Here is a 24,024-nt window from a genome sequence, read left to right as displayed (position 1 = left end):
GCCGACGATGAAGATTGCGATTCTGGGCGCCGGCGCGATGGGCTCGCTGTTCGGCGGGCTGCTGGCCGAAAGCGGCGAGGCCGTCACGCTGATCGACGTGAACGACGCGCATCTCGATGCGATCCGCCGTGACGGGCTGCGCATCGATGACGATCGTGGTGAACGCACCATCCGTACGTTGCAGGCCGTGCGGCCGGAAGCCGCGAATGCGGACGCAGCCGCGTCGCCCGACACACCGTTCGACCTGCTGATCGTTTTCACGAAGTCGCTGCACACGCGCCACGCGCTGGACGGCGTGCGCGCGCTGCTGAGCCCCTACACGTACGTGCTGACGCTGCAGAACGGGCTTGGCAACGTCGAGACGTTGAATGCGTTCGTGCCGATCGAGCGCATTCTCGTCGGTGTCACGACCTGGCCCGCCGATCTTGCCGGGCCAGGCCACGTGCATTCGCACGGTGCCGGCATCATCAAGATGATGACGGCCGACGGCGCGGAGCGCACGTTCGCGGCCGCCGTCGCCGATGCACTGTCGCGCGCGGGGCTCGCGTGCTCGCTCGATGACGACGTGTGGGCTGCGATCTGGGAGAAGGTCGCGTTCAATGCGGCGCTCAACACGCTGTGCGCGGTGACACGTTGCACGGTCGACCAGCTCGGCGAACACCACGACGGGCTGCGGCTCGCGCAGACGATCGCCGCCGAGACGGCGGCGGTCGCGCGCGCGAAGGGCATCGCGGTCGACGGCGAGCGCATCGCGCGCAACGTCGAGCATGCGATCCGCGAGCATCGCGGCCATCGCCCGTCGATGCTGCAGGACGTGCTCGCGGGCCGTCGCACGGAAATCGACGCGATCAGCGGCAAGGTCGTCGCGGCCGCGCGCGAAGCGGGCGTCGCGGTGCCGCATGCGGAAACGCTGCTCGCACTGGTCAGGCTGATCGACGCGCGGATGAACTGAGCATCAGGCTGGCGGCGCTGCCTGCGCCGCACGACGATACGGGCGCGTCGCGCGCAGACGACGGCACCGGATCGGGACAGGTTGGACGAGACACCGGGGCCGCCGCCGATGCGTCGACACCGGCCGACTGCGCAGCACGAGATCCGGCACGCGCCACAGCGCGGCAGCCCGGACAACCGGAGACGCCATGAAAGCCATCGAACGCCGTTGTCTTGTCGCGCGCCGTGCGCGCATGTTGCCGCGTCAGCGCGGCGCACGGGAGGCCGCATGAGCACGCGCGACGGATTGCAGTCGCCGTCCGTCGACATCGGCGCGACGCTCGACGACGGGCCGTTCACGACGATGCAGCGCTGCGTGGTGCTGCTCGCCGCGCTCGCGATCGTGCTCGACGGCTTCGACGGCCAGCTGATCGGCTTCGCGATTCCGGTGCTGATCCGCGAATGGGGCATCACGCGTGGCGCGTTCGCGCCGGCGGTGGCGGCCGGGCTGATCGGGATGGGGATCGGCAGCGCGTGCGCGGGGATCGTCGCGGATCGCTTCGGCCGTCGCCAGGCCGTGATCGGCAGCGTGTTCCTGTTCGGCATCGCGACCTGCGCGATCGGCTTCGCACCGGACGTCACGGCGATCGCGATGCTGCGCTTCGTCGCGGGGCTCGGCATCGGCGGTGCATTGCCGACGGCCACGACGATGACGGCCGAATACACGCCCGCGCGGCGCCGCACGATGATGGTGACCGCGACGATCGTCTGCGTGCCGCTCGGCGGAATGCTGGCCGGCCTGTTCGCGCACGAGGTGCTGCCGCGCTACGGCTGGCGCGGGCTGTTCTTCGCGGGCGGTGCGTTGCCGCTCGTGCTCGGCTTCGTGCTCGTGCGCGCGCTGCCCGAATCGCCGCGCTATCTCGCGCGGCGCCCTGCGCGCTGGCCGGAACTCGGCGCGCTGCTTGCCAGGATGCAGCGGCCGGTCGCGGCGGGCACAGTGTTCACCGATCTGAAAGATGCACGCGCGGCAGGCGGCCGCGGCGGCTTCGGCGCGCTGTTCGCGAGCGGTCAGGCGCGCGACACGATCGCCCTGTGGGGCGCGTTCTTCATGTGTCTGCTCGCCGTCTATGCGGCGTTCAGCTGGCTGCCGACGATGCTGGCGGCGAGCGGGCTGAGCGTGTCGGTCGCGGGTACCGGGCTCACCGCGTACAACCTCGGCGGCGTGATCGGCGCGCTGCTGTGCGCATGGACGATCGCGCACGCCGGGTCGCGCTGGCCGCTCGTGCTGTGCAGCATCGGCGGCGCGGCGAGCGCGGTGTGGCTGATGGGCGTCGATGCCGGCCGCCACACGGGCTGGCTGATCGTCGGGCTCGGTCTGCACGGATTGTTCGTCAACGCGGTGCAGTCGACGATGTATGCGCTCTGCGCGTACATCTACCCGACAGCGGTGCGCGCGACGGGCACCGCGAGCGCGCTCGCGTTCGGCCGGCTCGGCGCGATCCTCAGCGCGTTCGCGGGCGCGGTCGTGATCACCACGGGCGGCGCCACGGCCTATCTGACGATGCTGGCGATCGCGATGGGGGTGGTCTGCGTCGCGCTGCTCGTCGTGCGACGGCATATTCCGCGACTGTCGCGCGCGGCGGTGCAGCCGCGCGAAGGGGAGGAACTGGCCCGCACGTCGTCGTGACGGCGCGCGGGCCCAGGGGCGAGTCGTGCGTTACAGCGTGGTGCGCACGTGCCAGAGCTCGGGGAACAGGACGACGTCGAGCATCTTGCGCAGGTACGGCGCACCGCTGGTGCCGCCCGTGCCTTGCTTGAAGCCGATGATGCGCTCGACGGTCGTCACGTGACGGAAGCGCCACTGGCGGAACGCATCCTCGAGATCGACGAGCTCCTCGGCCATCTCGTAGAGCTCCCAGTGCTGCTGCGGATGACGGTACACCTCGAGCCACGCGGCTTCGACGGTTTCGTCATGTCGGGTCGGCTGCGTCCAGTCGCGTTCGAGCCGCTCCGCCGCGATCGGGAAGCCGCGCCGCGCGAGCAGGCGCACGACTTCATCGTAGAACGACGGCGCTTCGAGCGTCGCACGCACTTGCTCGAGGATGTCGGGCCGGTGCGCATGCGGCTGCAGCATCTGCACGTTCTTGTTGCCGAGCAGGAATTCGAGCTGCCGATACTGGTACGACTGGAAGCCCGACGACTGCCCGAGATACGGCCGCATCGCCGAATATTCGGACGGCGTCATCGTCGACAGCACGTTCCACGCCTGCACGAGCTGTTCGAGGATGCGCGACACGCGCGCGAGCATCTTGAACGCGGGCGGCAGCGCGTCGGTGCGCACCGCATCGAGTGCGCCGCGCAACTCGAACAGCGCGAGCTTCATCCACAGCTCGCTCGTCTGATGCTGGATGATGAACAGCATCTCGTTGTGATCGGGCGACAGCGGATGCTGCGCGTCGAGGATCGAATTCAGCGACAGGTAGTCGCCATAGCTCATCGACTTCGAGAAATCGAGCTGCGCGTTGTGCCAGCCGGCATCGCCGGGCACGTGCGACGCTTCGTGCGCGGCCTGGGCCGGTTGCGCCGTATGCGCGGCGCGTGCGCCCGAGAACGGGCAGCCCGCCGGCGCGTCGTTGCCGGGTGGCTGCATATGACCAGAATTCACGACTATCTCCAGATTTGAATGACGGGGCGCGGCGCGCGGCTTGCGCACGCCGGGCGAGGCCGATCAGGTCACCGCGCCGCGTTCGGCGAACTCGGGCGCCTTCCACGCGTCGGTGGCGAGGATGTCGCGCAGCGTCTCGACGGCATCCCACACGTCGGCGAAGCGCGTATAGAGCGGCGTGAAGCCGAAGCGCAGCACGTACGGCTCGCGGTAGTCGCCGATCACGCCGCGCGCGATCAGCGCCTGCATCACTTCGTAGCCGTGCGGATGTTCGAAGCTCGCCTGCGAGCCGCGCTGGTGATGCGCGCGCGGCGTGACGAGCTTCAGCGACAGGCCCGCGCAGCGCGCTTCGACGAGCGCGATGAATGCGTCGGTCAGCGCGAGCGACTTGCGGCGGATCGCGTGCATGTCGGTCTGCAGGAACACGTCGAGCCCACATTCGACCATCGACATCGACACGATCGGCTGCGTGCCGCACAGGAAGCGCGCGATGCCCGGATCGGGCGCGAAGCCCGGCTGCATCGCGAACGGTGCGCGGTGGCCCCACCAGCCGGACAGCGGCTGCGAGAAATGCGCGTGATGGCGCTGCGGCACCCACACGAAGGCGGGAGAGCCGGGGCCGCCGTTCAGGTACTTGTACGTGCAGCCGACCGCGCCGTCCGCGCGCGCGCCGTTCAGGTCGACCGGCACCGCGCCGGCCGAGTGCGCGAGATCCCACAGCATCAGCCCACCCGCGTCGTGCACGAGCTGCGTGACGGCCGGCATGTCGTGCATGTAGCCGGTGCGGTAGTTCACGTGCGTGATCATCGCGACGGCCGTGTCCGCGCCGAGTGCGTCGGGCAGGTCGGCCGGGTCGTCGATCAGGCGCAGTTCGTAGTCGCCGCCGAGCTGTTCGATCAGCCCCTGCGCGATATACAGGTCGGTCGGGAAGTTCGAGCGTTCCGACACGATCACGCGGCGCTCGGGCGCGCGCTCGGCCTGATGGCGCACCATCGCCGACAGCAGCTTGAACAGGTTGATCGAGATCGTGTCGGTCACGACCGTCTCGCCGGGGGCGCCGCCGATCAGCGTCGCGAGCTTGTCGCCGAGACGGCGCGGCAGCGCGAACCAGCCAGCCGTGTTCCAGCTGCGGATCAGGCCTTCGCCCCATTCGGCGCCGATTACCTGCTGTGCGCGGGCGGCCGACGCGCTCGGCTGCGCGCCGAGCGAGTTGCCGTCGAGGTAGATCACGCCGTCGGGCAGGGAGAACTGGTCGCGCAGCGGGGCGAGCGGATCGTCGCGGTCGAGCGCGAGTGCGTCTTCACGGGTCTTGATCATGATGTGGGTCGTCAGTCGGGGTAATCAGGAGGCACGCGCGGGCAGCGCGCGCAGCACCGCGCGCACGGGGCTCGCGTCGAGCGTCGCGAATTTCAGCGGCAGTGCGATCAGTTCGTAGTCGCCGGGCGGCACGTCGTCGAGCACGATGCCTTCGAGAATCGCCATCCGGTGCGCGCGCACGCGGTGATGCGCATCCATCGTCTTCGATTCCTGCGGGTCGAGCGACGGCGTATCGATGCCGATCAGCTTTACGCCGTGCGCGGCCAGCAGGTCGATGGTGTCCGGCGCGACCGCGCAGAAGCCGGTGTCCCATTGCGCGAGCGGCGCCTGCGCATAGGTGCGCAGCAACACGCGCGGCGGTACGCCATCGAGCGCGGCCGCGACATCGGCCGGCTGCACGACCGGCGATGCGCCGATGCAATGGATCACGCGGCACGGGCCGAGGTAGGTGTCGAGCGGCACGGCGCCGATCGGCGCGCCGTCGGCGTCGTAGTGCAGCGGCGCGTCGCAGTGCGCGCCCGTGTGCGGCGACAGTGTCAGGCGCGCGACGTTGACCGGCGAGCCGGCCTCCATCCGCCACACGCGTTCGACGGAAACCGGCGTATCGCCCGGCCACACGGGGGTGGCGGGGCTGACAGGCGGCGAGATGTCCCAGAGGGTGTCCATGGCATGACGATTCGGTGAGTCGATCCTTCGAATGATAGGTGGACGCTCGTCGAAAGTGCTTGCGAAATAAACATGGACAATCCGCCGGATTGGCAGATAATTCGACTCAGAGGGAAAACGGGGACCAAAAATGCACGCGATCACGCTCGATGCCACCGACTGCCGGATTCTGGCGGTGCTGCAGGAAGAGGGCAGAATCAGCAATCTCGATCTGGCGGAACGGATTTCGCTTTCGCCATCCGCCTGTCTGCGCCGCATGCGCCTGCTCGAGGAGCAGGGCGTGATCGAGCACTATCGTGCGTGCCTGAGCCGCGAGAAGCTCGGCTTCGAACTCGAGGCGTTCGTTCAGGTGTCGATGCGCAACGAAGAAAATCAATGGCACGAGCGCTTCGCGGAAGCGCTGCGCGAATGGCCGGAGGTCGTCGGCGCGTTCGTCGTGACCGGCGAAAGCCACTATCTGCTGCGCGTGCTCGCGCACAACCTCAAGCACTATTCGGATTTCGTGCTGAACCGGCTCTACAAGGCGCCGGGCGTGATGGACATCCGTTCGAACATCGTGCTGCAGACGCTGAAGGATGAAGCCGGCGCGCCGGTCGGGCTGGCGCGCACGGGGGCGATCAAAGCGGTGTAAGGCCGTGGAAGCCGCCGCCGTGGAACACGAGCGGCGCTTCGGCGTTCGGCACGCGGACGCCGCAGCGCTCCACTTCGCCGACGAAGATCACGTGATCGCCTTCGTCGTAGCGGCTGCGGTTGTGGCACTCGAACCACGCGAGCGCGCCGTCGAGCACCGGCATCCCGGAGTTACCGGCCGCATGCGCGATCCCTTCGAAGCGGTCGCCCTTGTAGCTTGAGAAGCGCTTGCACAGGTCGAGCTGCGACGCGGCGAGCACGTTCACCACGTAATGGCTGTTGCCGCGGAACACCGGTGTCGATGCCGATTTGTGCGCGAGGCTCCATAGCACGAGCGGCGGATCGAGCGACACCGAGTTGAACGAACTCGCGGTGATGCCGATCAGTTGCCCGGACGGCGCCTGTGTCGTGATGACGGTTACGCCCGTCGCGAACTGGCCGAGTGCCTGGCGGAACGCGGTCACGTCGAAATCCGGCGGAGTGGCGCGGCTCATCGGGCGGCCATCCGGAACGAAACGGGCGGGCACGGCGCGCGGCGGGTGCAACGGGCGGGGTGGACGAAAGGCGACAAGGCGGTCGGAGCGGAAGTGGTGCGCATGGCCCGATTTTAGCGGAATCGGGGCCGCCGGGCCCGGCCAGGCGGCGCAATGCGGGGATAGGGTGACGTAGCGAACACTGCGGCGCGCTGCCGGATGCGCGATTGGGTGCGTCCGCCCCGGCCGTTCTGTCGCGTTTTTTGTGCGGTGTCGCTGCGCTGGCCGGTACGGCGGCGTCACCCCTGGCATCGATACCCGCGCTATCGCGCCGCCGCCAGTCCGAGCGACAGCGCGCCCGTCACGATCAGGCTCGACGCCCACACGGCATCGAGATTGAACCAGCTCCGCGACACGAATTTCAGCCCGAGATAGCGGTACACGAGCCATGCGAGCCCGCCGCCGGCGCTGATCATCGCGATCGCATGCACGGCCGCGACGACCAGCGCCATCCCGAGATGCGCATCGACGAGCGTGGCCGCCGCGCGGTGGCCGGCGTCCCGGTCGAGCCCGCACAACCCGAGGTAGATCGGCACCAGCATCAGCCCCGCGCCATGCGCGATCGCGACCGCGAACGACCACAGGCCGAGCCGGGCGGGCGGAATCCGCGCGAGCGCGCGCGGATGCCGGCGCCGGATCAGCAGCACGGCGCCGAAGCCGATCACGAGCGCGCTCGCGCCGATCCGGATCGCCGTTTGCCACGCGAGCAGCGCGGCGAGCAGCCCGAACGGCAGCATCACCGTGAAGACCGCGAGCGCATGGCCGAGCGCGAGATAGCCGAGCGCCGCGACGAGCGCGCTGCCGCGGCGCGTCATCAGCGCGTTCGATACCGCGAGCGGCCAGCCCATCGCGGGGTTGAGCCCGTGATACACCCCGCTCGCGAGCACGGCCGCCCACAGCGCGAGCGGGGCGTGAAGGCTGGCGTTCAACGCTTGACCGACGGATAGCAGAACGAGTCGGTCGAGCAGTCGCCGCCTTCGAGCCGGATCTGGTGCGCGCGATAGCCGTCGGGGAACTCGACCCAGTAGTCGTCGGCGAGCGTCAGCCCGCCTTCCGGCCCCACATGCGCGAGCACCTGCGCGGCTGGCACGCCGTCGGGGTAGAACTGGTCGTCCCACGTCGAATAGAGCGAGTTGGTCCAGTACACGCGCTTCCCGTCGCGGCTGATCTCGACCATCTGCGGGCCGCCGGCGAACGCGCGGCCGTTCGCGTGCGGCGCGCGGCGCACGATGCCGCCGATGCGCACCGACCCCGCGAGCACCGGGTGGTGCGGATCCGACACGTCGTACTGGCGCATCTCGCCGGTGCCCCAGCACGACACGTAAAGGAAGCGGTCGTCGAGCGACAGGTCGATGTCGGTCACGAGCGGCGGCACGGCGCCGAATCCCTTGAGCAGCGGCGGCAGTTCGTCGGCCGCGGCCGGCTCGGCCGGGATCGTCGCGGTCTTCTTCACATGGAACTGGCCGCCTTCGCGCCACCAGGTCCAGATCGAGCCTTCGAGATTCGTCGTGTCGACCACCACGCCGACGAACCCGTATTCGCGCACCGGGTCGTGCGCGGGCCGCACCTCGAGCGCCATCTGGTGATTCGCGCCGAGATCGATCGTCTGCACGTTGCGCCGCGCGCGCAGGTCCCAGAAATGCAGCCGGTGCCCGTACTTGTTCGCGAGCAGGTCCTCGGGGACGATGCCGTTTTCGAACTGCGGCGGCAGCGCCCATTCGCTCGACACCATGTAGTCGCGCGGCAGGTTCCACCAGAAGTCGTAATGCTTGTCCTGCGGGCCGCGGTCGATCTCCCAGCGGCCGAGCACGTCGAAGGTTTCGCAATCCATGATGAAGATGCCGGGCGCGCCGTCGGTGCCGTCCTTGCCCGCGCCGCCAAGCGTGCTCACGTAGATGCCCTCTGGGCCGCAGTGCACTGTGTGCGGGCGCGAGTAGCCGGTCTTTGCGAAGATCTCGCCGGGTTCGACGATCTTGTGGATGCGCGCCTGAGTCGGGTGCGGCTTCGTGTCGATCACGTAGATGCGCGACGAGCGCAGGCCCGGGATGATCAGGAAGCGGCGCTCGAGAAACGCGTGGCCCGTGAGCGGCGACAGGGACGACGAACAGGCATTCCAGCCGAAGTGGTGAAACTCGTCGCCGGTGTTCGGCATCGTGACCGTGTGCACGATTTTTCCGTAGGTCGACGAGCCGGGCTTCACGTCGATCACGGCGAGCGCGTCGGGTCTGGAAAAATCGGGGCTCAGCAACAACGTATAGGCAAACTCTTCCGCCGGCGCCTGCATCGCAAGCTCGGGCGAAGCGTGAAACGTCGGGTCAGGCCGCATGCTCATGGTGATGCCCTCTCGATGGTGTCGGATCGTGGCCGCACGGCCGTTCGTTGCGGACGTGCGGGCCGGGGTGGCCCCGCGGCGCGCGACACGCCGGCGGGAGCGATCGGCTGGCGGATGCACGCGTCGGCGACACGTGCGGCGCCGTGCATCAGATCGTGAAAGCGGATAAAGGCGATGGGCCGGCTCGCCGCACCTGGCGCAACACGGGGGCACGGCAGGGCGATGGCGCAGTCGAAGCGACAGCCCGCGACGCGGCAACGGCGGGGCGGGTGACGTGGGTGATTTCTGTTGAGGCGTGCATATCGATGTTCCGGCAGATGATGTTTGCATCAGGGTCGGGCATGCATCGGACGCGATGCGCGGCGCGACGGGTTTGCCGTCGGGTTCGCGCGTGCCTTAGTGTAGACGAGAAAAGGGTGTGCCGTTCGCGCGCGGTACCTGCCCAATCGGCCGGGTTCGCACGCGAGTGAGATACTTGTCGAAGTGCCGCTGCGCCCCGCATCCTGCGCGGGCAGCGGCGATGCGTAACGATGGCGCCGGCGCATGCGTGCCGGCTGCCGTCATCAACGAGGGGCTGATTTCATGGGGAACGAAATGCTTGAAACCGCGACTGTGGGCGGCGGGTGCTTCTGGTGCACGGAGGCGGTGTTCCTCGACGTCGACGGCGTGACGGCCGTCCAGTCGGGCTACGCGGGCGGCCATACGCGCAATCCCGGCTATCGTGACATCTGCGAAGGCGACACGGGCCACGCGGAAGTCGTCAACGTGACGTTCGATCCGGCGCGCATCGGCTATCGCGAGATCCTCGAGATCTTCTTCGCGACGCACGATCCGACCCAGTTGAACCGGCAGGGCAACGACGTCGGCACGCAGTACCGTTCGGTCGTGTTCACGCATTCGGATGCGCAGCGCGACACGGCGCTCGACGTGATCCGCGAGCTGGAGCGCGAGCAGGTGTTCGGGCAGCCGATCGTCACGCAGGTCGTGCCGCTCGACGACAACTACTGGCCGGCCGAGGACTATCACCAGAACTATTACGCGCGTAACCCGGGGCAGGGCTACTGCTCGGTCGTGATCGGGCCGAAGCTCGCGAAATTCCGGCAGAAGTTCTCGCACCGGCTGAAGTCGCTGCGCGGCGCGTAAGCGCGGCCGGCGCAAGCTGGTATCAAGCCGCCTCGTTGCGCCACTGCGCGCACGCGGCGGCGATCTCGCGCGCGAGCGCGATGCACGACAGCGGCGCGGAGCCTTCCGCCTTGTTGTTGATCGTGATGATCACCGGCTGCCCGGCCAGCGCATAGCGCGCGGCCAGTTCGGCGAGCGCCGAGCGCGTGGCCGGATCCTCGTCGACGAGCTTGTCGAACGGCTCGTACTTTGCTTTCGCCTGTTCATACTTGAAGCCGCCGTGCAGGCTCCAGCGCACGATCAGCGGGCCCGGCGCATCGCCGTCGAGCAGCGCGAGCGCGGCCGCCTGGCGCAGCGGGTCGGGCATCCGCGCGTGCAGGCCGACGCAGTAGCGCACGCCGAGCGCGGCGAGCGCGCGGATGAAGCGCGGCGTGAGCAGACTCGCGTCGCGAATCTCGATCGCATAGCGGGTGCCGTCGGCTTCCGGCGGCAGCGGCGGCAGCGCCGCGAAGAACGCGGCGAGCCGGTCGATCAGCGCGGCCGGCTGGGCGAGCAGCTGATCGGGCAGCGGCGAGAACTGGAACACGAGCACGCCGGCTTTCCGGCCGAGCCCTTCGAGGCAAGGCTGCACGAATTCGCGGGTGGCGAGCGCCGCGTCGAGGAAGGTCGGGTTCGGCCCCGACGGTTCGCCGCGCCGGCCGCGGATCACCGCATCGGTCACGGAGGCCGGCGCCTTCACGACGAAGCGGAAATCGTCGGGCACCTGCTGCGCATAGCGCAGGTAGTCGGCCACCGACAGCGGGCCGTAGAACGACCGGTCGAGGCTCACGCTCTTCAGCAGCGGATGCGCGCCGTACGCTTCGAGCCCTTCGCGCGACAGCTTGGTCTGCGCGAAGTCGCCGTCGTAGACGATGCCGTCCCAACCGGGGAAGTACCACGACGACGTGCCGAGCCGGACGTTCGGCGGCAGGCCGGCCGCTGCGTCGGCCACCTCCGGCGCGATCGGCGCGGGCAGCACGCCGCGCCGGCGCCGGCCTTTCTTCGGCGGTGCGGCTGGCGGGGACGGTTCGTCCCACAGCTGGCCGGAAGCGGCAGGCGGGGTTTCGTCTGAAGAACGGGAGTGGGCGCGCGGAGCCGGCTGCGGATCGTCGGGCGCGTCCGGTGTCACGTGCTCGTCGGTGTTGGCAGGCCGGCCATCGTCCTCCGGCGACGCGCGTGCAGCGTCGGCCGGCACGCCGAACAGGTCGAATTGCCCGTCGGCGTGCGGCGCATCCGCGTCGTCGTGCTGCTGTCGTTCCGGCGGCGCCTTGCGCCGCGTCCTGCCGTCACCCATGCATGCCCAGCGTGAAGCGCCGCCTAGCGCGGCAGCGCGTGTTCGTACATATAGCGCCGCGACCACGGCAGCGTTTTCGCGCTCTGCCCGGCCTTGCGGCATACGATCTGGAAGATCGACACGTCGTCGTGCTCGAACGCATACGCGCAGCCGGCGAGATACACGCGCCAGATGCGGAATTTTTCGTCGTCGACGAGTTGTCGCGCGGCTTCCGCTTTCGCCTCGAAGTTTTCCGTCCAGATGTCGAGCGTGCGCGCATAGTGCCGTCGCAGGCTTTCGACGTCAATCGCTTCCAGCCCGCCGCGCTGCGCGGCTTCGAGCGCGAGGCTGATGTGCGGCAGCTCGCCGTCCGGGAACACGTAGCGGTCGATGAACTCGCCGCCGCCGAGCGCCGTCTCGCCGCTTTCCGCGTCGGTCGACGTGATCCCGTGGTTCATCGCGATGCCGTCGTCGGTGAGCAGGTCGTGCACGCGCGAGAAATAGAGCGGCAGGTTCTTGCGCCCGACGTGCTCGAACATTCCGACGCTCGTGATGCGGTCGAACTGGCCGTCGATCTCGCGGTAGTCCTGCAGCCGGATCTCGATCCTGTCCTCCAGCCCGGCGGCCTTCACGCGCGCGGTCGCGAGGTCGAACTGGTTCTGCGACAGCGTGACGCCGAGGCACTGCGCGCCGAACTTCTGCGCGGCGCGCAGCACGAGCGCGCCCCAGCCGCAGCCGATGTCGAGCAGGCGCTGGCCCGGCTGGAGCCGGATCTTCGTCAGGATGTGGTCGATCTTCTTGATCTGCGCGGTGGCGAGATCCTCGTCGCCGTTCTCGAAGTACGCGCACGAGTACACCATGTTCTCGTCGAGCCACAGCTGGTAGAACTCGTTCGAGACGTCGTAGTGATACTGGATCGCCTTCTTGTCGGTGCTCTTCGAGTGATTGAAGTAGCGCTTCACGCGCGCCAGCTTGCTCGCGCTCGTCACCGTGTTGCGCGCGAGCGAGTAGCCGATGTTGATGATGTCCGACAGCTTGCCTTCGATGTCGATCTTGCCCTTCACGTACGCCTCGCCGAGATTGTCGAGGCTTGGTTCGAGCAACAGCGGCAACGCCGACGCACTGTTGACCTTCAACGTGACCTGCGGCGCGCTGAAGGTGCCGAAATCGAGTTGATCGCCGTTCCACAGCACGAGGCGCGCCGGTATGTTCGCTTTCGCCCGTACTTCGTCCGCCCACTGTGCCAGCTTCTTTTCCCAGAACATTTGGATTCTCCGTTTGTTCGTTGAATCGAATACAGCCAAGTATCTTGACCGGCGCCCGCCGCTTGCGACGCGGGCGCCCGGATGTAACTCGAGACACGACCGGCTTGCGCCGGCGCCGCGCTTAAGGCGACAGGCGCGAGATCGACCAGTCCGGCGACGTATCGGCGTCGCGCGTATAGAGCAGGCGGTCGTGCAGCCGCGACGGGCGGCCCTGCCAGAACTCGATCGAGTCGGGCACGAGGCGGTAGCCGCCCCAGTGCGGCGGGCGCGGCGGGTTGTCGCCGTAGCGTTCGCTGACGGCCTTTTCCTGCGCTTCGAGCGTGGCGCGGCTGTCGATCACGGCGCTCTGCTCGGACGCCCATGCGCCGATGCGCGAGCCGAGCGGGCGCGACGCGAAATAGCGGTCGCTTTCCTCGGCGCTGGTTTTCTCGATCCGGCCTTCGATGCGCACCTGGCGCTCGAGCTCGATCCAGTAGAACAGCAGTGCGGCCTGCGGATGCGCGGCAAGATCGCGCCCCTTGCGGCTTTCGTAATTGGTAAAGAAGACGAACCCGCGTTCGTCGACGCCCTTGATGAGCACGATGCGTGCCGACGGCCGGCCGTCGTCGCCGACGGTCGCGAGCGTCATCGTGTTCGGCTCGGGCAGCTTGGCGGCGAGCGCCTCCTTGAACCAGCGGTCGAACTGGGCGAAGGGGTCGGGGGCGACATCGGCTTCGTCGAGCGAAGCACGTGAATAGTTGATGCGGAGATCGGCGAGAGTCGTCATGTTATGCAAACGCTTCAATCTGGAACCATTGTAGCCAACGCGCGAGAAACGTGCGTGTACAGTGGCGCGTGCGAGCGGGGAGTTCAGGCAAAATAGAGGGCTGCACGACTTACATTTTCCTTGCTGCCATGTCCGCCGCCGACGCTGCCCCGCCCAGTTCCTCTGATCTTACCCCGACCCCGGAAATCCAGCTTGACGTGGATCGCGCGCGGCGCTTTGGCGGCGTCGCGCGGCTGTACGGCGCGCCGGCGGCCGCCGCATTCGAGCGAGCGCACGTCGCGGTGATCGGCATCGGCGGCGTCGGGTCGTGGGTGGCCGAGGCGCTTGCGCGCAACGCGGTCGGCACGCTGACGCTGATCGACCTCGACAACGTTGCGGAAAGCAATACGAACCGGCAGATCCACGCGCTCGACGGCAATTACGGCAAACCGAAGGTCGACGCGATGGCCGAGCGGATCGCGCTGATCGATCCCGCGTGCCGCGTGAACCGGATCGAGGATTTCGTCGAGGCCGACAACTTCGACGCGCTGCTCGGCGGCGGTTTCGACTACGTGATCGACGCGATCGACAGCGTGCGCACGAAGGTCGCGCTGATCGCCTGGTGCGTCGCGAAGCGCCAGCCGCTCGTCGTGGTCGGCGGCGCGGGCGGCCAGCTCGACCCGACGCGCATCCGGATCGACGATCTCGCGCTGACGATCCAGGATCCACTGCTGTCGAAGGTGCGCGCGCAGCTGCGCAAGCAGCACGGCTTTCCGCGCGGGCCGAAGGCGCGTTTCAAGGTCAGCGCCGTGTATTCGGACGAGCCGCTGATCTATCCGGAAGCGGCCGCCTGCGATCTCGAGGACGGCGCCGAGCCGTCCGCGGCCGCGCACGTCGCCGGGCTCAACTGTGCGGGATTCGGTTCGAGCGTGTGCGTGACCGCGAGCTTCGGGTTCGCGGCCGCCGCGCATGCGCTGCGCGCGATCGCGGCGCAGGCCGCCGGCTGAGCCGCCGTGAAGCGCGGTCGTTGAGGGATGCTGCGGTGCGTGACACGCGCCGCCGTATGTCATGCGGGGCGATCCCGCAGCCGGGCCGTTGCGGCCCGGCCGGTCACCCATCCGTTCAGTTGAGCGCCATGCTCAGCCTGCGCCGCCACCCGGCGACGAGATCCGGCCGATCGCCGGCCAGCTCGAACACCGAGATCAGCGTGCGGCGGCCGAGATCGTCGCCGTACGCGCGGTCGCGCGTGACGATTTCCAGCAACTGCTCCACCGCGCCTTCGTACGCGCGCCGCGCGATCAGACTCTGCGCGAGGTCGAAGCGCGCGTCGAGGTCGGCCGGGTTCGCCGCGATGCGTGCTTCGAGCGCGTCGGTCGGCGGCAGGTCGGCCGTGGCTTCGAGCGCGTCGAACCGGGTCTTGATCGCCTGGTAGCGCGGATCGCCGTTTTGCAGCGTTTGCGGCGACAGCCGCTCGGTCTCGGCGCGCGCGGCGTCGACCTGGTTGCTCGCGAGCAGCAGTTCGATCAGGTCGAGGCGTGCGTCGTCGAAGCCCGGGTTCAGCGCGAGCGCCGCTTCGAGGTGCGTGAGCGCGTCGTCGTAGCGCTCCTCGGCCATCGCGTACTGCGCGGCACGCCGTTCGGCTTCCTCGGGGGCCGGCAGCAGCCGGTCGAGGAAGGCGCGCAGCTGGCCTTCGGGCAGCACGCCCACGAACTGGTCGACCGGGCGCCCGTCGGCGAACGCGATCACGTGCGGAATGCTGCGCGTCTGGAAGTGCGCGGCGAGCTCCTGGTTCTCGTCGACGTTGACCTTCACGAGTTTCCAGCGGCCTTCGTAGTCGCCTTCGAGCTTTTCCAGCAGCGGGCCGAGCGTCTTGCAGGGGCCGCACCACGGCGCCCAGAAGTCGACCAGCACGGGTGCGTCCAGCGACGCCTCGATGACGTCTTTCTCGAATGTGGCAAGCGTGGTGTCCATGTCGTTCTCTTCCGTTCGAATGTCGTCAGGATGGGGGCGGCGCGCCCTTTTTTCAACGCGGCTTCGACTCGGGCAGCGGAATCCATTCGGTCTCGCCCGGCACCTTGCCCATTTCCTGGCGCGTCCAGGCTTCTTTCGCGCGCTCGATCGCGTCGCGGCTGCTGGCGACGAAATTCCATTCGATGAAGCGCTCGCCGTCGATCTTGTCGCCGCCGAGCAGCATCGCGCGCGCGCCGCTGCCACTCGTCAGCGTGACCGCGGCCCCGGGCGCGAGCACGGCCATCCGCTCCGCCGGCACCGGCGTGCCGTCGATCGCGAGCTCGCCGTCGACCACATAGACCGCGCGCTCCTCGTGTGACGCGTCGAGCTCGACACGGCCGCCGGCCGCGAATTCGGCTGCGACGTACAGCGTGCGCGAGAACGTCGTGACCGGCGAGCGCAGCCCGAACGCATCGCCGGCGATCACCGTCAGTTCGACGCCGTTTTCGTTGCGTCGCGGCAGCGTCGCGGCCGGATGGTGCTCGAACGACGGCTCGGTGGTTTCGTGCGCGCGCGGCAGCGCGACCCAGGTCTGGATCCCGTGCACGGTGTGGCCGTTTTCGCGCTGCGCGTCGGGCGTGCGTTCGGAGTGGACGATCCCGCGGCCGGCTGTCATCCAGTTCACGTCGCCCGGCACGATTTCCTGCAGCGAGCCGAGGCTGTCGCGGTGCAGGATCGCGCCGTCGAACAGGTAGGTGACGGTGGCGAGGCCGATATGCGGATGCGGGCGCACGTCGAGCCCCGTGCCGGGCGGCAGCGTGGCGGGCCCCATGTGATCGAAGAAGATGAACGGGCCGACGAGGCGTGCGGCGAGTGCGGGCAGCGTGCGGCGCACCTGCAGGTTGCCGATGTCGCGCACGTGCGGCTTCAGCAGGGCTTTGATCGGATCGGTCATGGCGGGTCCTGTAGGGCGGCGGGGGATGCCGGTCATTGTACTGGCCGTCCGCCGCCGATTCCATGTGCACCGCGCGGGTATCGGGCCGGGGGCCGAAACCCGGTAGACTGACCGGTTTCTCAGGAAAACGCCGGGCCGCCCCGGGTTTTCACCCCAAAGGAAGTCCCGTTCGGGGATGACCGCCTCGGGGAGCCCGGCGCAAAGCGACAGGGCCCGAGCGCACCTTGCACAACAATTCGACAATCGAGGAGACACCGAAGATGGCCCCGAAGGACTTGCTGCTTGCGCTGGTCGTGATCCTGGCGTGGGGCGTGAACTTCGTCGTAATCAAGGTCGGGCTGCACGGCATGCCGCCGATGCTGCTCGGCGCGCTGCGCTTCACGCTCGCGGCCGTGCCCGCGGTGTTCTTCGTGCGCCGGCCGCAGATTCCGTGGCGCCTGCTGGTGCTGTACGGCGCGACGATCCAGCTCGGCCAGTTCGTGTTCCTGTTCACCGGCATGTACGTCGGCATGCCGGCCGGCCTCGCGTCGCTCGTGCTGCAGTCGCAGGCATTCTTCACGCTCGTGTTCGCGATGCTGTTCCTCGGTGAGCAGTTGCGCATTCAGAACCTGTTCGGGCTCGCGATCGCCGCGGGCGGGCTCGTCGTGATCGCGGCGCAGGGCGGCCGCGAGATGACGCTCGCGGGCTTCCTGCTGACGATCTGCTCGGCCGCGATGTGGGCGTTCGGCAACATCGTCACGAAGAAGGTCGGCCGTGCCGACCTGGTGTCGCTCGTCGTGTGGGCAAGCCTGGTGCCGCCCGTGCCGTTCTTCCTGCTGTCGCTGTGGTTCGAAGGACCGCAGCGGATCGCGACCGCGCTCGCCGGGCTGAACGGCGCATCGATCTTCGCGGTCGTCTATCTCGCGTTCGTCGCGACGCTGCTCGGCTATGGGCTGTGGAGCCGCCTGCTGTCGCGCTATCCGGCCGCGCAGGTCGCGCAGTTCTCGCTGCTGGTGCCGATCGTCGGCCTCGCGTCGTCGGCGCTGCTGCTCGACGAGCATCTGACGCGCACGCAATTGATCGGCACGGCGCTCGTGATGGGCGGGCTCGCGGTGAACGTCTTCGGCGGGAAACTGATGCGCCGCTTCGCGGCATCGTGACGCGCCGGCACGCACTGCGTGCCGGCGGCGGGGCGGGGTGGCCGGGGATGGCCGTCAGGCCATCCGGTTCTTCGCGAGCGGCGGATTCGCCGCGAAATAGCGCTTGATGCCGCGGAAGATCGCGTCGGCCATCTGGTCGCGATAGCTGTCGTCGTTCAGGCGGCTCTCCTCTTCCGGGTTGCTGATGAACGCGGTCTCGACGAGGATCGACGGAATGTCGGGCGCCTTCAGCACCGCGAACCCGGCCTGCTCGACCGAGCCCTTGTGCAGCTTGTTGATGCCGCCGACTTCCTTCAGCACGTAGTTGCCGTAGCGCAGCGAATCGCGGATCTGCGCGGTGGTCGACATGTCGAACAGCGCGCGGTTCACGGCCGCGTCAGCCGTCTTGATGTTGATGCCGCCGATCAGGTCGGACGAATTCTCCTTGTTCGCCATCCAGCGCGCTGCGGCGCTCGTCGCGCCGTGATCGGACAGCGCGAACACCGACGAACCGCGCGCCGACGGCGTCGTGAATGCATCGGCGTGGATCGATACGAACAGGTCGGCGCCCACGCGGCGCGCCTTTTGCACGCGCACGTTCAGCGGCACGAAGAAGTCGGCGTCGCGCGTCATCATCGCGCGCATGTTCGGCGCGCCGTCGATCTTCGCGCGCAGCTTCTTCGCGATGTCGAGTGCGATGTGCTTCTCGTACGTGCCGCCGCCGCCGATCGCGCCCGGATCCTCGCCGCCGTGGCCCGGATCGATGGCAACCGTCAGCAGGCGCACGGTGCCGCCCTTGCCGGATTTCGGCGCGGTGAACTTGTAGGTGTCGCCATCGTCGTCGCTGTCGTCGCGGCGTGCGATGACGGGCGGCGGCTTGACGGCCGGCTTCGCGGGCGTCGAAGGGGTGGCGGGCGGCGTGTGCGGCGTCGCCGGCGTGTTCTGCGCGAAGCGCTGGAAGAACGCATCGCTGTTGTCGCCCGCGGCGGGCGGCGGCGGGGGCGTACCCGGGCCGGCCAGCGTGGTCGGCGGCTGCATCTGCTGCGCGCGCGCGGTGTCGTTGAGCGCCTGTTCCTTGCGTTCCGTCTGCGCGATCAGGTCGGTCAGCGGATCGGGCGCGACGGCCGGATACAGGTCGAACACGAGCCGGTACTTGTAAGCGCCGACCGGCGGCAGCGTGAACACCTGCGGTTTCACCGAACCTTTCAGGTCGAACACCATCCGCACGACGTGCGGCTGATACTGGCCGACGCGCACCGACTGGATCTGCGGATCGTTCGGCGCGATCTTCGACACGAGGTCGCGCAGCGCCTGGTCGAGATCGAGGCCGGTCAGGTCGACGACGAGACGGTCGGGACCCTGCAGCAGCTGTTGGGTATTCTGCAGCGGCTGGTCGGATTCGATCGTGACGCGCGTGTAATCGCGTGCGGGCCACACGCGCACGCCGAGCACCGACGACGCGTGCGCGAGCCGCGGCGCGACGAGACCGAGCACCAGCGTCGACGCGCCCGCGCACAGGATCTGACGGCGCCGCCAGTTGTGCGTCGCGGTGGCCGCCGATTCGATCGAGCGGAACGGTTTGATCAACATCTTTCGAGACATGCCTTTCCTGAAGCGCTGTACGCCCGGACGGTGAGGGCGCGGCCGTCGCCATCCACGTCGAGCGAGAAAACCAGATCGGGTACGCCGAGCAGCGTGCCCGCCTGTTGTGGCCATTCGACGAGGCAGATCGCGCTGGAATTGAAATATTCGCGAAAGCCTGCGTCGGACCATTCGGCCGGATCGTTGAAACGATACAGATCGAAGTGATAGACCTCGAGTTCCTCGTCGTCGCGTTCGAGTGCGTACGGCTCGACGAGCGTATAGGTCGGACTGCGCACGCGCCCCGTGTGGCCGAGGCCCCGCAGGATCGCGCGGACGAGGGACGTCTTGCCCGCGCCGAGATCGCCGACCAGCTGGATCTGCAGCCCGTCGAACGCATGCGCGCGGGCGAGTTCGACGCGTGCCGCGTCGAGCGCGTGCGCGAAGCGGGTGCCGAAAGCCTCGGTCGCCGCTTCGTCGGCGAGCGCGATCACGCGCTGCTCGAGCGGGGCAGGCAACGTGACGGCATGAGGCGGGTGGCTGGACGTGGCTGACATTCTCGTAAAATAGTGCGATGAACCGATTACCGGAACTCGCCGCATCCGACAGGCCTTCGACTCGTGCCGAAGGCGCGGCACCGTGCGCGCTCGACGATGCGGCGTTGACTGCGCTCGCCGCGCGCATCAGGGCGTGGGGGCGCGAATTGGGTTTCGGGGCGATCGGCATCAGCGATACCGATCTCTCGGATGCCGAAGCAGGCCTCGCCGCCTGGCTGGAAGCCGGATACCACGGCGAAATGGATTATATGGCGAAACATGGGATGAAACGCGCGCGTCCGGCCGAACTTGTGGCCGGTACGCGACGCGTGATTTCCGTGCGGCTCGCCTATTTGCCGGCCGAAACGCTCACCGGCGACGCGCCTGAAAGCGAGCCGGGCGCGCTCGTGCCGCACGACTGGCGCGCGCGCGAACGGGCCCGGCTCGACGATCCGCAGGCGGCCGTCGTGTCGATCTACGCCCGCGGCCGCGACTATCACAAGGTGCTGCGCAACCGGCTGCAGACGCTCGCCGAGCGCATCGAGCAAGAGATCGGCGCGTTCGGCTACCGCGTGTTCACCGATTCGGCGCCCGTGCTCGAGGTCGAACTTGCGCAGAAGGCCGGCGTCGGCTGGCGCGGCAAGCACACGCTGCTGCTGCAGCGCGACGCGGGTTCGCTGTTCTTCCTCGGCGAAATCTACGTCGACGTGCCGCTGCCGACCGACGCGCACACGTCGCCCGACACCGCGCCCGAGACACCCGGCGCGCACTGCGGCAGCTGCACGCGCTGCATCGGCGCCTGCCCGACCGGCGCGATCGTCGAGCCGTACCGCGTCGACGCGCGCCGCTGCATCTCGTACCTGACGATCGAACTGAAAGGCAGCATCCCCGAGCCGCTGCGGCCGATGATCGGCAATCGCGTGTACGGCTGCGACGACTGCCAGCTCGTGTGTCCGTGGAACAAGTTTGCGCAGGCCGCGCCCGTCGCCGATTTCGACGTGCGGCACGGCCTCGATCGCGCGACGCTCGTCGAGCTGTTTGCGTGGGATGCGGACACGTTCGATACGCGGATGCAGGGCAGTGCGATCCGGCGCATCGGCTACGAAAGCTGGCTGCGCAATCTCGCGGTCGGGCTCGGCAATGCGCTGCGCGCGGACGCGGGCCGGCTCGCACCGGCCGCGCGCGACGCGATCGTCGCCGCGTTGCGCGCGCGGGCCGACGACCCGTCGCCGGTCGTGCGCGAGCATGTCGAATGGGCGCTGCGTGCCGCGTGAAGGCGGCGTAAAGTGTCGTCGGCGCGCGGCGGTGCCGCGTGCATCCATCGGTCAGGAGAGGGCCATGTTCAATGCAGTCATCGACGCGCCGTTCGGCAAGGTCGGCATCCGCACGGACGCCGCGGTGGTGCGCGAGATCGTCTACCTGCCCGAATCGGTGAAGTCGCTCGAACCGGATTCGCCGCTCGCGAAGCGTGCGGTCAAGCAGATCGAACGTTATTTCGAGCGCGCGTCGGCGCGCTTCGACCTGCCGCTTGCCGAAGTCGGCAGCGCGTTCCAGCACCGCGTGTGGGACGTGATCAGCGATATCCCGCCCGGCACGGTGCTGACCTACGGACAGGTCGCGAAGCGGATCGGCAGCGCGCCGCGCGCGGTCGGCCAGGCGTGCGGCGCGAACTACTTCCCGCTCGTGATCCCGTGCCATCGCGTCGTCGCGGCGGGCGGCCTCGGCGGCTTCGCGAACCACGACGACAACGGCTATTACCAGAAAGTGAAGCGCTGGCTGCTGGCGCACGAGGGCGTGCCGTACTGATGAGTGAATCGCTGATTTCCCCCGAAGCCGACGGCGATGCCGCCGCGGCGTCCCCCGCGCTACTGGCGAGCCGCGCGTCGATCGACGTGTTTTGCGATGCGTTGTGGCTCGAGCATGGGCTCGCGCGCAATACGCTCGACGCGTACCGGCGCGATCTGGTGCTGTTTTCCCAATGGCTGGCAGAGACGCACGACGCGCCACTCGATTCGGTCGACGAAACGATGGTGACGGGCTACATCGCCGCGCGCAGCGACGGCAAGGCGACGTCGTCGAACCGGCGGTTGTCCGTGTTCCGGCGTTATTACGGCTGGGCCGTGCGCGAGCATCGCGCGAGCGCCGACCCGACGTTGCGGATCACGTCCGCGAAGCAGGCCGCCCGGTTTCCGTCGACGTTGTCGGAGGCGCAGGTCGAGGCGCTGCTCGGCGCGCCCGACATCGACACGCCGCTCGGCCTGCGCGATCGCACGATGCTCGAGCTGATGTATGCGAGCGGGCTGCGCGTGAGCGAGCTCGTGATGCTGAAGACCGTCGAGGTCGGGCTCAACGAGGGCGTCGTGCGCGTGATGGGCAAGGGCTCGAAGGAGCGGCTCGTGCCGTTCGGCGAAGTCGCGCACGGCTGGATCGAGCGCTATCTGCGCGATGCGCGGCCGGCGCTGCTCGGCGCGCGCGCGGCCGATGCGCTGTTCGTGACCGCGCGCGGCGACGGGATGACGCGCCAGCAGTTCTGGAACATCATCAAGCGCCACGCGCAGCACGCGGACGTGCGTGCGCACCTGTCGCCGCACACGCTGCGGCACGCATTCGCGACGCACCTGCTGAACCACGGCGCCGACCTGCGCGTCGTGCAATTGCTGCTCGGTCACAGCGACATCTCGACCACGCAGATCTATACGCACGTCGCGCGCGAGCGGCTGAAGACGCTGCACGCGGAACACCACCCGCGCGGTTAGCGCACGCTTCGCTGCGCGGGCGTTGGCGGGCGAAGCGGCCCGCCTGGGTCAGACCAGCTCGCGCAGCTTGTGCTTCAGCACCTTGCCCGTCGACGCGGCCGGCAGCGCGTCGAGCACGCGCAGGTGCGCGGGGCGCTTGTAAGGCGCGAGCCGTTCCGCACACCATGCGAGCAATGCCGCTTCGTCCGCTGTCGCGCCGGGCACCAGCTCGACGAACGCGAGCACTTCCTCGTTGCCTTCGACCGCGCGGCCGATGACGGCCGCCTGCACGACGTCCGGATGTGCGTTCAGCACCTGTTCGACTTCGACCGGATAGACGTTGAAGCCCGACCGGATGATCAGCTCCTTGCTGCGGCCCGCGATGGTCACCGCGCCGTCCGCTTCCTGCCGCGCGAGATCGCCGGTGCTCAGCCAGCCGTCCGGCGACACGGCCGCGCGCGTGGCGTCCGCGTTGCGGTAGTAGCCGAGCATCACGTTCGGCCCGCGCACGCGGATCTCGCCGACTTCACCCGGCGGCACGTCGGTGCCGTCCGGCGCGACGATCCGCATCTCCACACCGGGAATCGGCACGCCGACCGAGCTGTCGGTGCGCGGCGCGTCGAGCGGCGTCTGCGTGATCGTCGGGCTGCTTTCGGTCATCCCGTAGCCGTTGTGCAGCGGCACGCCGTACAGGCGCTCGACACGTGCCTTCAGGTTCGCGTCGAGCGGCGAGCCGCCCGAATACGCGAAGCGCAGGCGCGGTGCGCGCCATGCGTGGCCGTGCGTGTGCAGGTGTTCGAGCAGCTTCGCGTGCATCGCGGGCACGCCCTGGAAGATCGTGACGCCTTCGTCGGCGAGCGCGACGCGCACGGCTTCCGGCGAGAAGCGCGGGACGAGCCGCAGCGTCGCGCCCGCGTACAGGCTGCCGAGGCAGACCGACGCGAGCCCGTACACGTGCGACACGGGCAGCACCGTGTAGACGACGTCGTCGGGCGACACGCGACGCAGCGTGCTCGACGTGGCCGCGATGAACAGCAGGTTGCGATGCGACAGCATCACGCCTTTCGGCGTGCCGGTCGTGCCGGTCGTGTAGATCAGCGCCGCGCATTGCGCGGCACCGTCGGCAGCGACCGGTTCGCCCGGCGCGCTCGTGTCGACGCGATACGACCACGCGCCGATGTCGACCGGCAGCGCGCCGGCAGGCGTCGCGCCGTGCCGTGCGGCATGGGTACGCGCGTCGGGCGATGCGTCGGTGGTGAACGCGATCAGTTTCGGGCGCGCGTGCGCGGCGATCGCGTCGAGTTCGCTGGCCGACAGCCGCGCGTTCGACATGAGGGCCCATGCGTCGAGGCGTGCGACCGCGAACAGCAGCACGATCTGCGCGACGCAGTTTTCGGCGACGATCATCACGCGGTCGCCGCCTTGCACGCCGAGGTTGGCGAGCCGAGCGGCCGCCGCATCGACGGCCTGCGACAGCTCGCCGTACGACAGGCGGCGAGCGTCCTCGATCAGCGCCGGATGCGCGGGCTCCTGCGCGGCCCAGCGTGCGGGCACGTCGGCGATGCGGCGGGGCAGCGCGGCGAGCAGTGCATCGACGTCGAGCGGCTCGGATGAGCGGGAGGGCGAGGTCAT

At 68.8% G+C, this 24,024-nt stretch carries 23 protein-coding genes; 9 read left to right on the top strand and 14 right to left on the bottom strand.

All coding sequences use genetic code 11. The features are described from left to right. Positions 1-7: 7 nt before the first annotated feature. Positions 8-952, top strand: a complete 945-nt coding sequence (locus tag BDO18943_RS08885) for a ketopantoate reductase family protein (protein ID WP_175022004.1) — start codon at positions 8-10, stop codon at positions 950-952. 267 nt (positions 953-1,219) lie between these two features. Further along, the gene (locus tag BDO18943_RS08880) at positions 1,220-2,617 is read left to right on the top strand and encodes an MFS transporter (RefSeq protein ID WP_175022003.1); all 1,398 of its coding nucleotides are present in this window, start codon (positions 1,220-1,222) and stop codon (positions 2,615-2,617) included. A gap of 30 nt (positions 2,618-2,647) precedes the next feature. Here the strand turns inward: BDO18943_RS08880 and kynA are convergent, their stop codons facing one another. From kynA to kynB, 3 genes are all read right to left on the bottom strand, one after another. Then, positions 2,648-3,580, bottom strand: coding sequence for a tryptophan 2,3-dioxygenase (gene kynA / locus BDO18943_RS08875; protein ID WP_175022074.1), 933 nt, complete (start codon positions 3,578-3,580; stop codon positions 2,648-2,650). 78 nt (positions 3,581-3,658) lie between these two features. Continuing rightward, positions 3,659-4,912: a kynureninase gene (gene kynU / locus BDO18943_RS08870; RefSeq protein WP_241017885.1), complete on the bottom strand. Its 1,254-nt coding sequence runs from the start codon at positions 4,910-4,912 to the stop codon at positions 3,659-3,661. Positions 4,913-4,936: 24 nt separating this feature from the next. Continuing rightward, complete coding sequence (gene kynB / locus BDO18943_RS08865) at positions 4,937-5,578, bottom strand: arylformamidase (RefSeq protein WP_043190116.1); 642 nt, start codon at positions 5,576-5,578, stop codon at positions 4,937-4,939. A gap of 130 nt (positions 5,579-5,708) precedes the next feature. Here kynB and BDO18943_RS08860 point away from each other — a divergent pair, with 130 nt between their 5' ends. Beyond that, positions 5,709-6,209, top strand: a complete 501-nt coding sequence (locus BDO18943_RS08860) for an Lrp/AsnC family transcriptional regulator (protein WP_006477992.1) — start codon at positions 5,709-5,711, stop codon at positions 6,207-6,209. Here BDO18943_RS08860 and BDO18943_RS08855 read toward each other — a convergent pair. The 3 genes from BDO18943_RS08855 to BDO18943_RS08845 all read right to left on the bottom strand — a co-directional run bounded on the left by BDO18943_RS08855 (position 6,196) and on the right by BDO18943_RS08845 (position 9,073). Next, positions 6,196-6,702, bottom strand: coding sequence for a flavin reductase family protein (locus BDO18943_RS08855; protein WP_043190113.1), 507 nt, complete (start codon positions 6,700-6,702; stop codon positions 6,196-6,198). The genes BDO18943_RS08860 and BDO18943_RS08855 overlap by 14 nt on opposite strands. A 302-nt stretch (positions 6,703-7,004) precedes the next feature. After that, positions 7,005-7,670 (bottom strand): hypothetical protein, encoded by a 666-nt coding sequence (locus BDO18943_RS08850; protein ID WP_175022002.1) that lies wholly within the window; start codon positions 7,668-7,670, stop codon positions 7,005-7,007. Further along, positions 7,667-9,073: a selenium-binding family protein gene (locus tag BDO18943_RS08845; RefSeq protein ID WP_175022001.1), complete on the bottom strand. Its 1,407-nt coding sequence runs from the start codon at positions 9,071-9,073 to the stop codon at positions 7,667-7,669. The genes BDO18943_RS08850 and BDO18943_RS08845 overlap by 4 nt, the downstream gene beginning before the upstream one ends. A 582-nt stretch (positions 9,074-9,655) precedes the next feature. Here BDO18943_RS08845 and msrA point away from each other — a divergent pair. Beyond that, a complete protein-coding gene (msrA, locus tag BDO18943_RS08840) occupies positions 9,656-10,216 on the top strand; it encodes a peptide-methionine (S)-S-oxide reductase MsrA (RefSeq protein WP_043190104.1) in 561 nt (186 codons plus the stop codon). 22 nt (positions 10,217-10,238) lie between these two features. On the opposite strand, the gene BDO18943_RS08835 is transcribed toward msrA, so the two are convergent. From BDO18943_RS08835 to pdxH, 3 genes are all read right to left on the bottom strand, one after another. After that, the gene (locus BDO18943_RS08835; RefSeq protein ID WP_175022000.1) at positions 10,239-11,528 is read right to left on the bottom strand and encodes a DUF72 domain-containing protein; all 1,290 of its coding nucleotides are present in this window, start codon (positions 11,526-11,528) and stop codon (positions 10,239-10,241) included. A gap of 23 nt (positions 11,529-11,551) precedes the next feature. Next, entirely contained in the window at positions 11,552-12,772 is a 1,221-nt protein-coding gene (locus BDO18943_RS08830) for an SAM-dependent methyltransferase (protein ID WP_175021999.1), read from the bottom strand. A gap of 121 nt (positions 12,773-12,893) precedes the next feature. After that, positions 12,894-13,538, bottom strand: coding sequence for a pyridoxamine 5'-phosphate oxidase (gene pdxH / locus BDO18943_RS08825; protein WP_175021998.1), 645 nt, complete (start codon positions 13,536-13,538; stop codon positions 12,894-12,896). A 128-nt stretch (positions 13,539-13,666) separates the two neighbouring features. Between pdxH and BDO18943_RS08820 the strand changes: the two genes are divergently transcribed. Further along, the gene (locus BDO18943_RS08820; protein WP_175021997.1) at positions 13,667-14,524 is read left to right on the top strand and encodes a tRNA threonylcarbamoyladenosine dehydratase; all 858 of its coding nucleotides are present in this window, start codon (positions 13,667-13,669) and stop codon (positions 14,522-14,524) included. A 115-nt stretch (positions 14,525-14,639) separates the two neighbouring features. On the opposite strand, the gene trxA is transcribed toward BDO18943_RS08820, so the two are convergent. Both trxA and BDO18943_RS08810 read right to left on the bottom strand, forming a co-directional pair. Then, positions 14,640-15,488: a thioredoxin gene (gene trxA / locus BDO18943_RS08815; RefSeq protein ID WP_043190090.1), complete on the bottom strand. Its 849-nt coding sequence runs from the start codon at positions 15,486-15,488 to the stop codon at positions 14,640-14,642. A gap of 52 nt (positions 15,489-15,540) precedes the next feature. Further along, entirely contained in the window at positions 15,541-16,422 is an 882-nt protein-coding gene (locus BDO18943_RS08810) for a pirin family protein (protein ID WP_175021996.1), read from the bottom strand. 260 nt (positions 16,423-16,682) lie between these two features. On the opposite strand from BDO18943_RS08810, the gene BDO18943_RS08805 reads away from it, so the two are divergent. Next, positions 16,683-17,561, top strand: coding sequence for an EamA family transporter (locus BDO18943_RS08805; RefSeq protein ID WP_175021995.1), 879 nt, complete (start codon positions 16,683-16,685; stop codon positions 17,559-17,561). Between the two features lie 54 nt (positions 17,562-17,615). Here the strand turns inward: BDO18943_RS08805 and BDO18943_RS08800 are convergent, their stop codons facing one another. Both BDO18943_RS08800 and tsaE read right to left on the bottom strand, forming a co-directional pair. Further along, entirely contained in the window at positions 17,616-19,142 is a 1,527-nt protein-coding gene (locus BDO18943_RS08800) for an N-acetylmuramoyl-L-alanine amidase (RefSeq protein ID WP_043190086.1), read from the bottom strand. Beyond that, positions 19,124-19,678 (bottom strand): tRNA (adenosine(37)-N6)-threonylcarbamoyltransferase complex ATPase subunit type 1 TsaE, encoded by a 555-nt coding sequence (tsaE, locus tag BDO18943_RS08795; protein ID WP_175021994.1) that lies wholly within the window; start codon positions 19,676-19,678, stop codon positions 19,124-19,126. Before tsaE ends, BDO18943_RS08800 begins: the two co-directional genes overlap by 19 nt. Before the next feature lie 17 nt (positions 19,679-19,695). On the opposite strand from tsaE, the gene queG reads away from it, so the two are divergent. The 3 genes from queG to xerD all read left to right on the top strand — a co-directional run bounded on the left by queG (position 19,696) and on the right by xerD (position 22,413). Then, positions 19,696-20,931: a tRNA epoxyqueuosine(34) reductase QueG gene (gene queG, locus BDO18943_RS08790; protein ID WP_175021993.1), complete on the top strand. Its 1,236-nt coding sequence runs from the start codon at positions 19,696-19,698 to the stop codon at positions 20,929-20,931. A gap of 64 nt (positions 20,932-20,995) precedes the next feature. Beyond that, on the top strand, positions 20,996-21,463 hold the full coding sequence (locus BDO18943_RS08785) for a methylated-DNA--[protein]-cysteine S-methyltransferase (RefSeq protein WP_175021992.1): 468 nt from the start codon (positions 20,996-20,998) through the stop codon (positions 21,461-21,463). Beyond that, positions 21,463-22,413 carry a site-specific tyrosine recombinase XerD gene (gene xerD, locus BDO18943_RS08780; protein WP_043190077.1) on the top strand — a complete coding sequence of 317 codons (951 nt, stop codon included), beginning with the start codon at positions 21,463-21,465 and terminating at the stop codon, positions 22,411-22,413. The genes BDO18943_RS08785 and xerD overlap by 1 nt, the downstream gene beginning before the upstream one ends. Before the next feature lie 48 nt (positions 22,414-22,461). On the opposite strand, the gene BDO18943_RS08775 is transcribed toward xerD, so the two are convergent. Then, positions 22,462-24,024, bottom strand: coding sequence for a class I adenylate-forming enzyme family protein (locus BDO18943_RS08775; RefSeq protein WP_175021991.1), 1,563 nt, complete (start codon positions 24,022-24,024; stop codon positions 22,462-22,464).

This window comes from Burkholderia aenigmatica (assembly GCF_902499175.1).
Taxonomy (GTDB): Bacteria; Pseudomonadota; Gammaproteobacteria; order Burkholderiales; family Burkholderiaceae; genus Burkholderia; species Burkholderia aenigmatica.
Note: the sequence above shows the minus strand (reverse complement) of the source record. Positions and strands in the feature narration are given on the sequence as shown.